Source organism: Pseudomonas sp. RC3H12, assembly GCF_018596375.1.
In the GTDB taxonomy this organism is placed as follows: domain Bacteria; phylum Pseudomonadota; class Gammaproteobacteria; order Pseudomonadales; family Pseudomonadaceae; genus Aquipseudomonas.
In genome coordinates, this window is the sequence record NZ_CP075595.1 from 248107 (window position 1) to 260878 (window position 12772).

The 12772-nt window shown below is 64.9% G+C and carries 10 protein-coding genes; 9 read left to right on the forward strand and 1 reads right to left on the reverse strand.

Annotated features, from left to right (window positions below):
- Positions 1–34: 34 nt before the first annotated feature.
- The 4 genes from rng to tldD all read left to right on the forward strand — a co-directional run bounded on the left by rng (position 35) and on the right by tldD (position 7698).
- Positions 35–1492 (forward strand): ribonuclease G, encoded by a 1458-nt coding sequence (rng, locus tag KHO27_RS01165; RefSeq protein ID WP_046856978.1) that lies wholly within the window; start codon positions 35–37, stop codon positions 1490–1492.
- A gap of 88 nt (positions 1493–1580) precedes the next feature.
- Complete coding sequence (locus tag KHO27_RS01170) at positions 1581–5390, forward strand: YhdP family protein (protein WP_214501038.1); 3810 nt, start codon at positions 1581–1583, stop codon at positions 5388–5390.
- A gap of 14 nt (positions 5391–5404) precedes the next feature.
- A complete protein-coding gene (locus tag KHO27_RS01175; RefSeq protein WP_214501039.1) occupies positions 5405–6256 on the forward strand; it encodes a carbon-nitrogen hydrolase family protein in 852 nt (283 codons plus the stop codon).
- A 2-nt stretch (positions 6257–6258) separates the two neighbouring features.
- Positions 6259–7698, forward strand: a complete 1440-nt coding sequence (tldD, locus tag KHO27_RS01180; protein WP_214501040.1) for a metalloprotease TldD — start codon at positions 6259–6261, stop codon at positions 7696–7698.
- A gap of 93 nt (positions 7699–7791) precedes the next feature.
- Here tldD and yjgA read toward each other — a convergent pair whose 3' ends face one another.
- Complete coding sequence (yjgA, locus tag KHO27_RS01185) at positions 7792–8313, reverse strand: ribosome biogenesis factor YjgA (protein WP_023632090.1); 522 nt, start codon at positions 8311–8313, stop codon at positions 7792–7794.
- A 109-nt stretch (positions 8314–8422) separates the two neighbouring features.
- Here yjgA and pmbA point away from each other — a divergent pair, with 109 nt between their 5' ends.
- From pmbA to KHO27_RS01210, 5 genes are all read left to right on the forward strand, one after another.
- Positions 8423–9769, forward strand: coding sequence for a metalloprotease PmbA (gene pmbA, locus KHO27_RS01190; protein WP_110700404.1), 1347 nt, complete (start codon positions 8423–8425; stop codon positions 9767–9769).
- A 127-nt stretch (positions 9770–9896) separates the two neighbouring features.
- Positions 9897–10298 (forward strand): FagA protein, encoded by a 402-nt coding sequence (locus KHO27_RS01195; RefSeq protein ID WP_110700402.1) that lies wholly within the window; start codon positions 9897–9899, stop codon positions 10296–10298.
- Positions 10291–11667 (forward strand): class II fumarate hydratase, encoded by a 1377-nt coding sequence (locus KHO27_RS01200; protein WP_110700400.1) that lies wholly within the window; start codon positions 10291–10293, stop codon positions 11665–11667. The genes KHO27_RS01195 and KHO27_RS01200 overlap by 8 nt, the downstream gene beginning before the upstream one ends.
- A 25-nt stretch (positions 11668–11692) precedes the next feature.
- A complete protein-coding gene (locus tag KHO27_RS01205) occupies positions 11693–12154 on the forward strand; it encodes a DUF2753 family protein (protein WP_111531718.1) in 462 nt (153 codons plus the stop codon).
- Position 12155: 1 nt separating this feature from the next.
- Positions 12156–12767, forward strand: a complete 612-nt coding sequence (locus KHO27_RS01210; protein WP_110700396.1) for a superoxide dismutase — start codon at positions 12156–12158, stop codon at positions 12765–12767.
- The last annotated feature ends 5 nt before the right edge of the window (positions 12768–12772 follow it).

Below are 12772 nucleotides of genomic sequence, written 5' to 3' on the forward strand. Positions count from 1 at the left end.
CATCATTACCCCAGACCACTGACGAGAGCGCGCCATGAGTGAAGAGATCCTGATCAACATCACCCCGATGGAATCACGCGTGGCGGTGGTGGAGAACGGAGTCCTGCAGGAGGTGCATGTAGAGCGTACCCAGCGCCGTGGCATCGTCGGCAACATCTACAAAGGCAAGGTAGTGCGGGTATTGCCGGGCATGCAGGCGGCTTTCGTCGATATCGGCCTGGAGCGGGCGGCGTTCATCCATGCCTCGGAAATTTCCCAGCGCGAAGGCTCGGCCGTGGAGACCATCACCGCACTGGTCCACGAAGGCCAGGCGCTGGTGGTGCAAGTCACCAAGGATCCCATCGGTAGCAAAGGCGCACGCTTGACCACCCAGCTGTCGATTCCGTCGCGCTACCTGGTGTACATGCCGCGCAGCAGTCATGTCGGCATCTCGCTCAAGATCGAGGAAGAAGCCGAGCGCGATCGCCTCAAACAGGTGGTCACCGACTGCATGGCCCAGGAAGACATGAAGGATGCCGGGGGCTTCATCCTGCGCACCGCCGCAGAGGGCGCCCGCGCGGAAGATATCCTCCAGGACATCCGCTACCTGCGCCGCCTGTGGGAGCAGATCGGCTCGCAGATCAAGACCTGCGGAGCGCCCGTGGTCATCTACGAAGACCTTGGCCTGGCGCTGCGGACCCTGCGCGATCTGGTCAACCCCAAGATCGAAAAGATCCGCATCGACTCGCGGGAGACCTTCCAGAAGACCACTCAGTTCGTGGCCGAATTGATGCCGGAGATCGCCGATCGCCTGGAGCACTATCCCGGCGAGCGGCCGATCTTCGACCTGTATGGGGTGGAGGACGAAATCCAGCGGGCCCTGGAACGCAAGGTGCCGCTCAAGTCCGGCGGCTACCTGGTGGTCGACCCGGCTGAGGCGATGACCACCATCGACGTCAACACCGGTGCGTTCGTCGGCCATCGCAACCTTGAAGAGACCATCTTCAAGACCAACCTCGAGGCGGCCACCGCGATTGCCCGGCAACTGCGCCTGCGCAACATCGGCGGGATCATCATCATCGACTTCATCGACATGGAGGACGAGGAGCACCAGCGCCAGGTCCTGCGTACCCTGGAGAAGCAGCTCGAGCGTGATCACGCCAAGACCAACATCATTGGCATCACCGAGCTGGGCCTGGTGCAGATGACCCGCAAGCGCACCCGCGAAAGCCTCGAGCAGGTGTTGTGCGAGCCCTGTGCGGCGTGCCAGGGGCGTGGCAAGCTGAAGACCCCGGAGACGATCTGTTACGAAATTTTCCGCGAGATCCTTCGTGAAGCCCGTGCCTATCAGGCCGAGGGCTATCGTGTGCTGGCCAACCAGAAGGTGGTGGATCGGTTGCTCGATGAAGAATCGGGTAACGTTGCCGAACTTGAAGCGTTCATCGGGCGAACCATCCGTTTCCAGGTGGAGTCCATGTATTCCCAGGAACAATACGATGTGGTGCTGCTCTGACCCCTTCTAACAGCGGTTGCCCCATGGACGGGCTGGCAAAGCGCTTTACACCGGCCATAGTTAAGGGACGACTTGGAGGGCCTCGGCCATGGAACGTCTGACCCGCGTTCTGAGCGCCTTGACCCGCTGGGGGCTGGTTATCTGCGCCCTGCTGGCGGTGCTGGTGGCGCTGTATGTCAGCCTCGGTCGGCAACTGGTTCCCCTGGTCGCCGAATACCGTGCAGACGCCGAACTCAAGGCCGAACAGGCCTTGGGCATGCCCGTGCACGTCGGTGCGCTCGAAGGGCGCTGGAGTGGCTTGGCGCCTGTACTGCGTGTACGTGACCTGCAACTGGGCGAAGGCGCTGCGGCGCTGCGCCTGGACGACGTCAAGCTGGTGCCTGACCTGTGGGCCAGTCTCAAGGCGCGTGAAGTGCGCCTGGCGCGTATCCAGCTCAGTGGGCTGCAACTGATCCTGCGCGAGAACGAGCAGAGCGACTGGACCCTGGAAGGTCTGCCGCACAAGGATGATGCGCCGCTCGATCCGGCCGATGCGCTCAAGCGTCTACGCCAGCTTGGCCGAATCGATGTCTTCGACAGCCAGGTCACCTTGCAGCCCTGGCAACGAGACCCCCTGACCCTCACCTACGTCAGCCTCGGCGTGCAGGCAGGCGCTTCGCGCCAGAGCGTCGACCTGCGCGCCACGCTGCCCGACGGCCAGCCCCTGGCCTTGAGCCTGAACAGCCGCGCCACGGCCAAGGCCTGGCGCGACGGGCGCGTGCAGGCTTACCTGAGCCTGCCGCAAAGCGACTGGGCACGCTGGCTGCCGCCGCAGTTGCTGGGCCAATGGCAGGCCGGCGCGCTGCGCGCCGGTGGTGAGCTGTGGATCGACTGGCGGCAAGGGCAGTTGCAGCAGGCGATGGTTCGCCTCAATGCCCCGCAGCTCAAGGGCGCCTACACCGGGCGCAAGGCCATCACCGTGGACAATCTGGCCCTGTCGGCCTGGTTCCAGCGTCGGGACCAGGGCTTCGACGTCGTTGTCGACTCGCTGGCCATGAGCCTTGGCAAGAACCGTTGGGAGTCGCACCTGCAACTGGCACAGCGTCCGGGCCAGAACCCGGCCGAGGAAAGCTGGCAGGTGCAGGCGGACCGCCTCGACCTGACCCCGCTGACGCCCTTGATCGACGCCCTGGCGCCATTGCCGGACAAGCTGATGACCGTGGTCGATGCGCTCAAGGTCAGCGGCGCCCTGCGCAACGTGCGCCTGGACATCCGACCCAAGGCCGAGGGCGACCAACGGCTGCAGTTTGCCGCCAATCTGGAGAAGGTCGGTTTCGATGCCTATCACGGCGCGCCGGCGGCGGGCAATGTCTCCGGGGCGATCAGCGGTGACCTTGGGCATGGCGAGCTGCGCCTGGATACCCAGGCGTTCATGCTGCACCTGTACCCGATCTTCGGCAAACCCTGGCATTACCCGAAAGCCAATGCGCGCTTGACCTGGACCCTGGACAAGGAGGCTTTCACCCTGGTTGCCCCCTACATCAAGGTAGTGGGCGACGAGGGCAAGATCGCGGCGGACTTCCTTATTCGCATCCACCTGCAGCCGGGCCACGAAGACTACATGGACCTGCGCGTCGGCCTTACCGAAGGCGACGGGCGCTACACCGCCAAGTACCTGCCCGAGGTGCTCAGCCCCGCCCTGGACGAATGGCTGCGCAGCGCCATCGTCAAGGGCAATGTCGACGAGGGCTATTTCCAGTACCAGGGTTCGCTGCATCACAATGCGCCGCCCCATGCCCGCGATATCAGCCTGTTCTTCAAGGTGCATGACGCCGCGCTGGACTTCCAGCCAGGCTGGCCACAGGTGCAGCAGGTCGACGGCAATGTGTATATCGAAGACACCGGTGTGCGCATCCAGGCCCATCATGGTCTGCTGCTGGACACCAAGGTCAGTGATGTCAGCGTCGATATTCCCCATGCCGAAGGCGACCAGCACAGCCACCTGATCCTCGACGGTAATTTCGACGGCAGCCTCGGCGATGGCTTGAAGATCCTCAAGGAAGCGCCAGTCGGCACTGGGGAGATGTTCGCCGGTTGGGAAGGCGAGGGGCCGCTCAATGGCAAGATCAAGCTCGACGTACCCCTGGCCCATGGGCAGCGGCCCAAGGTGCTGGTGAACTTCGCGACAGCCGACGCTACTTTGAAAGTGGCGCCCCCGGCCCTGGAATTGAGCCAGCTGAAGGGCGACTTCACCTTTGACCTCGACAAGGGCCTGAGCGGCAAGGACATCAGCCTGCACGCCTTTGGCAAGGCGGTCAGCGCGCAAATCACCGCAGAAGGACAGGGTGGGCAGCTCCAGACCCGGATCAATGCCAATGGCCAGGTCGGCCTCAAGGCCCTGACCGACTGGTTGCAGTTCGCGCAGCCGCTGCCAGCGTCGGGTGAGCTGCCCTATCAGGTGCAAGTAACACTGGGCAGTCGTGACAACCGCTTGACCGTCAATTCGTCGCTCAAGGGCCTGGCCATCGATCTGCCGGCGCCTTTTGGCAAGGCCGCCGCAGAAACCCGCGACAGCCGTTTCAGCCTGACCCTGCAGGGCCCGGAACGGCGCATCGATGGCAGCTACGCGGACCTGGCCCGCTTCGCTTATGCCGCACCTGCCGACAAGCTGGCCCAAGGGCGTGGCGAGCTGTTGCTGGGCACGGGCGAGGCCAGCTTGCCGTCTGGCCAGGGCCTGCGGGTGCGTGGCCGGCTGGAGACGCTGGACCTGGCCCCTTGGCAGCAACAGATGGAGCGCTTTGCCGGCAAGGATCCGGGCGGTAGTGCCCGGCAGAACCTGCAGAGCGTTGACCTCAGCATCGGCCAGCTCAAGGCGTTCGGCATGGACCTCAACCAGGCGGTGATCCGCCTGATGCGTGGTGGCCCGGCCTGGGACCTGCGCCTGGACAGCCAGGAAGTCATCGGCAATGCGCGCATTCCCGATGCCAAGGCCGCGCCCATGACTGTCCGCCTGCAGAGCTTGCGCCTGCCGCCCGCCGACCCGAACGAGGCCCAGGCCGAGAATGCGCCGGACCCATTGGCCGGGTTCGACCCGCGCAAGGCGCCGCCGCTGGACCTGACCATCGACAAGCTGTACCGCGGTGACGACCTGTTTGGCAGCGCCACCCTGAAGCTGCGCCAGACCCCCCGGGGCATGGCCATGAGCGACATCGACCTGGACCTCAAGGGGCTGCACATCGACGGCAGCGGTGGCTGGGAAGGCGAGCCCGGCAGCACGTCCAGCTGGTACAAAGGCCGCGTCGACGGCAAGGACCTGGGGAATGTGCTCAAAGCCTGGGGATTTGCCCCCACCGTCACCAGCCGCGACTTCCGCATGGACGTGGATGGCCGCTGGCCGGGCTCGCCGGCTTGGGTCAGCCTCAACCGGTACTCCGGCAGCCTCGACGCGGCGCTGCGCAGCGGTCAGTTCGTCGAGGTCGAGGGCAGCGCCCAGGCGTTGCGGGTATTCGGGCTGCTCAACTTCAACTCCATTGGCCGACGCCTGCGCCTGGACTTCTCCGACCTGTTCAGCAAGGGCCTGGCCTACGATCGGGTCAAAGGCCTGCTGGTGGCCAGCGAAGGGGTCTACGTGACGCGGGAGCCGATCACCGTCACCGGCCCGTCGAGCAATTTCGAACTCGACGGCACCATGGACTTCGTCCGTGATCGGGTCGACGCCAAGCTGCTGGTGACGTTGCCGGTCACCAACAACCTGCCATTGGCCGCCTTGATTGTTGGCGCGCCGGCGGTCGGTGGCGCGCTGTTCCTCGTCGATCGTCTGATCGGTGACCGGGTGGCGCGCTTCGCCAGCGTGCATTATCGCGTCGAGGGTCCGGTCAAAGAGCCTAAAATCACCTTTGTGAAACCTTTCGACAAGTAACCCCAGGGGTGGTCATGACGTCAGCAGTGATCCAGATGGTCAGCCAGGACGATGTGCTGGCCAACCTGCAACGTGCCACGGCGCTGCTCGAGCAGGCCGCAGCCGGAGGCGCGCGCCTGGCGGTGTTGCCGGAAAACTTCGCGGCCATGGGCCGGCGCGACGCCGCCGCCATCGGCAGGGCCGAGGCGCTGGGCGAGGGGCCGATCCTGCCATGGTTGAAACGCACCGCTCGCGACCTCAGGTTATGGATCGTCGCAGGTACCCTGCCGCTGCCGCCGGTCGGCCAGCCGGAGGCCAAGGCCCATGCCTGCTCGTTACTGGTCGACGAGCACGGCGAGATCGCCGCTCGCTACGACAAGCTGCACCTGTTCGATGTGGACGTGGCCGACAACCGTGGCCGCTACCGCGAGTCGGACGATTATGCCCACGGCAGCCGGGTGGTGGTGGCCGACACACCGGTGGGCCGCCTGGGCCTGTCGGTGTGCTATGACCTGCGCTTCCCCGAGCTGTACAGCGCGTTGCGCGCCGCTGGGGCCGAACTGATAAGCGCACCGGCGGCGTTCACCGCGGTGACCGGGGCGGCGCACTGGGAAGTGCTGATTCGCGCACGGGCCATCGAGACCCAGTGCTATGTACTGGCGGCCGCACAGGGCGGCCTGCATCCGGGGCCGCGGGAAACCCACGGCCAGGCGGCGATCGTCGACCCCTGGGGGCGGATCGTCGCGCAACAGGCGCGGGGCGAGGCGGTGTTGCTCGCCACACGCGATATCGAAGAACAGGCGTCCATCCGGGCGCGCATGCCGGTAACTACGCACCGGCGCTTTTTCTCGCAGGACGCCTTGCGGCCTGCGCCTACCTCGGAGTGACTATGAGCCAGATGTTATCCACCGTCAGTGAGCAGCTCCTGGCCCCGGGCGGGTTGACTCTCGACAGCTTGCAGACGGTGCTGGGCGAGTTGGCCGGTCCCGGCATCGATGCCGCCGACCTGTATTTCCAGGGCCAGATCTCGGAAACCTGGGCACTGGAGGACGGCATCGTCAAAGAGGGCAGCTTCAACCTCGACCAGGGCGTGGGCGTGCGTGCCCAATCCGGCGAGAAGACCGGCTTTGCCTACAGCAATGCGATCAACCTCGAAGCCCTGACGTCGGCGGCGCGTGCCGCCCGCTCGATCTCCCGCGCCGGGCAGAACGGTACTGTGCAAGCCTTCCGCAACCAGGACGTGACTGCTTTGTACGCGCCTGACAATCCCCTGGATGTACTCACCCGCGCCGAGAAGGTCGAGCTGCTCAAGCGCGTCGATGCCGCTACCCGTGCACTCGACCCGCGTATCCAGCAGGTCAGCGTGAGCATGGCAGGGGTGTGGGAACGCATTCTGGTGGCCGCTGCCGATGGCAGCCTGGCCGCCGACGTGCGTCCGCTGGTGCGCTTCAACGTCAGTGTGATCGTCGAGCACAACGGACGTCGCGAGCGTGGTGGGCAGGGCGGCGGCGGGCGCACCGACTATCGCTATTTCAGTGAAGAGCGGGTGATGGGTTACGCCCGTGAGGCACTGCGCCAGGCGCTGGTCAACCTCGAGGCGATTCCCGCTCCGGCCGGCACGCTGCCGGTGGTGCTCGGCCCGGGTTGGTCCGGGGTGCTGCTGCACGAGGCAGTCGGCCACGGCCTGGAAGGCGACTTCAACCGCAAGGGCAGCTCGGCGTTCAGCGGGCGCATCGGTGAAAAGGTGGCTTCGAGCCTGTGCACCATCGTCGACGACGGCACCCTCGAAGGCCGTCGCGGCTCGCTCAGCGTCGATGACGAAGGCACGCCGACCGAGTGCACCACGCTGATCGAGAACGGCATCCTCAAGGGCTACATGCAGGACAAGCTCAATGCGCGCCTGATGGGCATGGCGGTGACTGGCAACGGCCGGCGCGAATCCTACGCTCACCTGCCGATGCCGCGCATGACCAACACCTACATGCGTGCCGGCGACAGCGATCCCGAGGAAATCATCCGGTCGGTGAAGAAGGGCATCTACTGCGCCAACCTTGGCGGTGGCCAGGTGGACATCACCAGCGGCAAATTCGTGTTCTCCACCAGCGAGGCCTACCTGATCGAGGACGGCAAGATCACCGCGCCGGTAAAGGGCGCGACCTTGATCGGCAATGGGCCGGAAGCGATGCGCGGTGTGTCGATGGTCGGCAACGACCTGGCGCTGGACAGCGGCGTGGGCACGTGTGGGAAGGATGGGCAATCGGTGCCGGTGGGCGTTGGCCAGCCGACCCTGAAGCTGGATGCGATCACTGTCGGTGGCACAGGGGCTTGATCAATGATCGCGGGACAGGGCCGCATCCCACAGATGCCTGAGAAGGCTGCGTGGGAGCGGCGGTGCGCCGATGCGACCTGTCCCGCGATGGTCTCAACGCAGGCCGCGCTGGGTCTCGTCGAGGTCGCGGATGTACTTGAACACTTTACGCGCAGCGGCAGGCGGCTTGTTCCGCGCCTTTTCATGCTGGGCATGACGGATCAGCGAGCGCAGGTGCTGGCGATCGGTGTCGGGGAACTCGTTGACGAAACGCTCGAGGTCTTCGTCGTTACCGTCGATCAGGCGATCGCGCCAGCGCTCGAGGCCGTGGAAGCGCTCGTTGTACTGGCGGCTGGAGCTGTCGATCTGCTCGAGCACGGCATGGATGGCGTCCAGGTCCTGCACGCGCATCAGCTTGCCGACGAACGACATGTGGCGTTTGCGGGCGCCGTGGGCGGTGTGCTTGCTGGCTTCGTCCAGCGCCTTGCGCAGCTCGTCGGTCAGCGGCAGGCGGGCCAGGGTGTCGGCCTTGAGGGTGGTGAGGCGTTCGCCGAGTTCGACCAGCGCATGCAGCTCGCGCTTGATCTGGGTTTTGCTTTTTTCGCCATCGAAGGCGTCGTCGTAAGAATCAACCATGGGGGCCGTCCGCAGGAAATCGCCGCCATGATAACCAGTCGGGGGCCGCTTGTCCGGCCCGGTCGTAGAATGACCCAAGCCGTACGCAGAATTTTCAGTGGAGAAAACCATGAGTGCAGTCCAGAGCGTAGGCCCCAAGGACCTGCCGGCGTTGCAGGAGCAGGTCGAGGCGATCGTCGCCGAGGCGCGCCGCCAGGGCGCCAGCGCCTGCGAAGTGGCGGTGTCGCTGGAGCAAGGCCTGTCCACCACGGTGCGCCAGCGCGAAGTCGAGACGGTCGAGTTCAATCGCGACCAGGGGTTCGGCATCACCCTTTACGTAGGCCAGCGCAAGGGTTCGGCCAGCACCTCGGCCAGCGGTCCTGAGGCGATCCGCGAGACGGTCGCAGCCGCGCTGGCAATCGCGAAACATACCTCCGAGGACACTTGCTCGGGGCTGGCCGATGCCGCGTTGATGGCCCGTGAGATCCCCGACCTGGACCTCTACCATGACTGGGACATCGAGCCGGAGAAAGCCATCGAGATGGCGTTGGCCTGTGAGGCGGCTGCGTTCGATGCCGACAAGCGCATCAGCAACGCCGACGGCACCACGCTCAATACCCATCAGGGTGTGCGGGTGTACGGCAACAGCCATGGGTTTATCGGTGGCTACGCCTCAACCCGTCACAGCCTGAGCTGCGTGATGATCGCCGAAGCCGATGGGCAGATGCAGCGTGACTACTGGTACGACGTCAATCGCCAGGGCCAACTGCTAGCCGACCCGCGTAGCATTGGCCTGCGTGCCGCACAGCGCGCGGCAAGCCGCCTGGGTGCCCGCCCGGTACCCACCTGCGAGGTGCCGGTACTGTTCTCGGCAGAGCTTGCCGGCGGCCTGTTCGGCAGCTTCCTGTCGGCCATTTCCGGCGGCAACCTGTACCGCAAATCGTCGTTCCTCGAGGGGACCCTTGGCCAGCGCCTGTTCCCCACCTGGCTGACCCTCGACGAGCGCCCACACATTCCGCGTGCGTTGGGCAGCGCGGCGTTCGATGGCGATGGCCTGGCCACCTACGCCAAGCCGTTCGTCGACAAAGGCGAGCTGGTGTCGTACATCCTGGGCACCTATTCGGGGCGCAAGCTGGGTTTGCCAAGCACCGCCAACTCAGGTGGCGTGCACAATCTGTTCGTCACCCACGGCGTCGAGGACCAGGCCGCACTGATCCGGCGCATGGGCCGTGGCCTGCTGGTAACCGAGCTGATGGGCCATGGGCTGAACATGGTGACCGGCGACTATTCGCGGGGTGCGGCGGGCTTCTGGGTAGAGAACGGCGAGATCCAGTTCCCGGTCCAGGAAGTGACGATCGCCGGCAATATGAAGGATATGTTCCAGCAGATCGTGGCGATTGGCAGTGACATCGAGACCCGCAGCAATATCCATAGTGGCTCGGTGCTGATCGAGCGGATGACGGTGGCGGGCAGCTGATTGCCGCTTTCGTTCCTGTCTTGCAAAGGACCCGGCCATCGTGCCGGGTTTCTTTTTGTCTGCCAGTCGACTTGAACTGATTCTATTTATCACTTAATAATGAATATCATTATCCAGTAACCCGGCGATGATGTTCATGAAAACCGTCCTCCACGAACTGCCCTACCTGGAAAACTGGCGCTGGCTCAGCCGGCGCATCCGCTGCGCGCTGGAACCCGATGAGCCACGCCTGATCGAGCACTACCTCGCCGAAGGCCGCTATCTGGTGTGCTGCACCGAGACCTCGCCGTGGACCGTGGCCTTGACCGCCTTGCGTCTGCTGCTCGATACCGCCAACGATCGCATGTTGCCCTGGCACTGGCGCTGCCTGTGCCTGGACCAGGCCTGGCGCCCGCTGCTTGACCTGCGCAATCTCGACCGCCTCGAACAGAACCAGCGTTGGCAGCCCTACGCGATACAGCTCGCCAATTGCGTGCTGTTGCCGTCGATTTCTCCCGAAGAACTGATGCAAGGACTTGAAGATGAGTGATACCCGTATCGAGCGCGACAGCATGGGTGAGCTGCAGGTGCCGGCCCAGGCCCTGTATGGTGCCCAGACCCAGCGCGCGGTCGACAACTTCCCGGTCAGCGGCAAGCCGATGCCGGCCCAGTTCATCCGCGCCTTGCTGCTGGCCAAAGCCGCTGCGGCCAAGGCCAACGTCGAGCTGGAACAGCTGAGCGCAGGGCAGGGCGCGGCCATCGTCAAGGCGGTGGAACAGTTGCTGGCCGAGGATTTCATCCGGCACTTCCCGGTGGACGTGTTCCAGACCGGCTCCGGCACCAGCTCGAACATGAACGCCAACGAGGTCATCGCGACCCTGGCCAGCCATGTGCTGGGCGAGCCGGTCAATGCCAACGACCACGTCAACTGTGGCCAGAGCAGCAACGACATCATCCCCACCACCATTCACGTAAGCGCCGCCCTGGCCCTGCACGAACAGTTGCTGCCGGCCTTGCGCCACCTCACCCAGGTAATCGAGGCCAAGGCAGTCGAGGTGCACAAGCACGTGAAGACCGGCCGCACCCATTTGATGGACGCGATGCCGGTACGCATGAGCCAGGTGCTCGGTGGTTGGGCCGCCCAGATCAAGGGGGCCCAGGCGCATATCGAAGCCACGCTGCCGAGCCTGCAGGCACTGGCCCAGGGCGGCACGGCCGTGGGCACCGGGATCAATGCACACCCGCAGTTCGCCGCAGGCTTTGCCCGCCAGTTGAGCGGCCTGACCCAGGTCGAGTTCACCCCCGGCGAGAACCTGTTTGCCCTGATCGGCTCCCAGGACACCGCCGTGGCGCTGTCGGGCCAGCTCAAGACGGCTGCCGTGGCGCTGATGAAGATCGCCAACGACCTGCGCTGGATGAACTCCGGCCCGCTCGCCGGCCTTGGTGAAATCGAGCTGCAGGGTCTGCAACCAGGCTCTTCGATCATGCCGGGCAAGGTCAACCCGGTGATCCCGGAGGCCACCGCCATGGTCGCCGCTCAGGTAATCGGTAACGACACGACCATCGCCGTGGCCGGCCAGTCGGGCAACTTCGAGCTCAACGTGATGTTGCCGGTAATCGCCCGCAACCTGCTGGAGAGCATCGAGCTGATGGCCAACGTCAGCCGATTGCTGGCCGACAAGGCGATTGCCAGCTTCAAGGTCAATGAGGCCAAGCTCAAGGAAGCGCTGTCGCGCAACCCGATCCTGGTCACCGCGCTCAACCCGATCATCGGCTACCTGAAGGCCGCCGAGATCGCCAAGACCGCCTACAAGCAGGGGCGTCCGATCATCGACGTGGCGTTGGAGCACACCGACCTGTCGCGTGACCAGCTCGAAGCGCTGCTGGACCCGGAAAAACTCACCGCTGGCGGTATCTGAACCCGGGCCGCCCAGGAGGCACGTCATGCAGCATTGGAAACGCACCACCCAAGATGCAAACCGCCTGTTCGAGCAGGGCGAGCTGGTCGACGCCCGGGAGCACTACCTGCAGGCACTGGCCCTGGCGCAGGTGCTGTTCGAGCGCTGGCATGACGTCGACGAGGCGGTGGCCGCACTGGTTATCGCCCACCATAACCTGGCCGACCTGCACCTGCGCCTGAACCAGCCGCACGAAAGCGCCGACTACCTGTGCGCGGCGCACCAGCGGCTGCTCCAGGCCAGCCAGGAACAACGCCTGCCCCAGGCCCTGCGCGACGCGGCCTTGCGCCACAGCGGGCGCACCTACACCGAACTGCTGAGCTTCATCGCCGAGTACGGCCAATACCCGCGTACCGAGCGCCTGCTGAACCACCAGGCGCCCGCAGCCAGCGAGCTGGTCGCGCACGCGGACATCACGGAACGCAAACCTGCCTACGGAATCCACTGACATGCCACATACCTTGCCTGCGTTGCCCTACGCCTACGATGCGCTGGAACCGCACATCGATACCCAAACCATGGAGATCCACCACAGCAAGCACCATCAGACCTACATCAACAACCTCAACGCCGCCATCGAGGGCACCGAATGGGCCGAATGGCCGGTGGAGCGACTGGTGGGCGCAGTCAAGCAACTGCCCGAGAAACTGCAAGGGGCGGTGGTCAACCAGGGCGGTGGCCATGCCAACCACACGTTGTTCTGGACCGTCATGTCGCCCAAGGGCGGTGGCCAACCCGAGGGTCAGGTAGCCCAGGCCATTGACGAGCAACTTGGTGGTTTCGAGGCGTTCAAGGAGGCCTTCACCAAGGCCGCGCTGAGCCGGTTCGGCAGTGGCTGGGCCTGGCTCTGCGTGACCCCGCAGAAAACGCTGGTTGTGGAGAGCAGCGGTAACCAGGACAGCCCGCTGATGCACGGCAATACGCCGATCCTCGGCCTGGATGTGTGGGAGCACGCCTATTACCTGAAGTACCAGAACCGCCGTCCTGAGTACATCGGCGCCTTCTACAACGTGGTCGACTGGGCCGAAGTGGAACGCCGCTACCTTGAAGCCCTGAAGTGAGTGTG

What these genes read in the sequence shown, in the direction of transcription:
- rng (WP_046856978.1), top strand. Translation starts at nt 35, where the DNA reads ATGAGTGAAGAGATCCTGATCAACATCACCCCGATGGAATCACGCGTG.
- KHO27_RS01170 (WP_214501038.1), top strand. Translation starts at nt 1,581, where the DNA reads ATGGAACGTCTGACCCGCGTTCTGAGCGCCTTGACCCGCTGGGGGCTG.
- KHO27_RS01175 (WP_214501039.1), top strand. Translation starts at nt 5,405, where the DNA reads ATGACGTCAGCAGTGATCCAGATGGTCAGCCAGGACGATGTGCTGGCC.
- tldD (WP_214501040.1), top strand. Translation starts at nt 6,259, where the DNA reads ATGAGCCAGATGTTATCCACCGTCAGTGAGCAGCTCCTGGCCCCGGGC.
- yjgA (WP_023632090.1), bottom strand. Translation starts at nt 8,313, where the DNA reads ATGGTTGATTCTTACGACGACGCCTTCGATGGCGAAAAAAGCAAAACC.
- pmbA (WP_110700404.1), top strand. Translation starts at nt 8,423, where the DNA reads ATGAGTGCAGTCCAGAGCGTAGGCCCCAAGGACCTGCCGGCGTTGCAG.
- KHO27_RS01195 (WP_110700402.1), top strand. Translation starts at nt 9,897, where the DNA reads ATGATGTTCATGAAAACCGTCCTCCACGAACTGCCCTACCTGGAAAAC.
- KHO27_RS01200 (WP_110700400.1), top strand. Translation starts at nt 10,291, where the DNA reads ATGAGTGATACCCGTATCGAGCGCGACAGCATGGGTGAGCTGCAGGTG.
- KHO27_RS01205 (WP_111531718.1), top strand. Translation starts at nt 11,693, where the DNA reads ATGCAGCATTGGAAACGCACCACCCAAGATGCAAACCGCCTGTTCGAG.
- KHO27_RS01210 (WP_110700396.1), top strand. Translation starts at nt 12,156, where the DNA reads ATGCCACATACCTTGCCTGCGTTGCCCTACGCCTACGATGCGCTGGAA.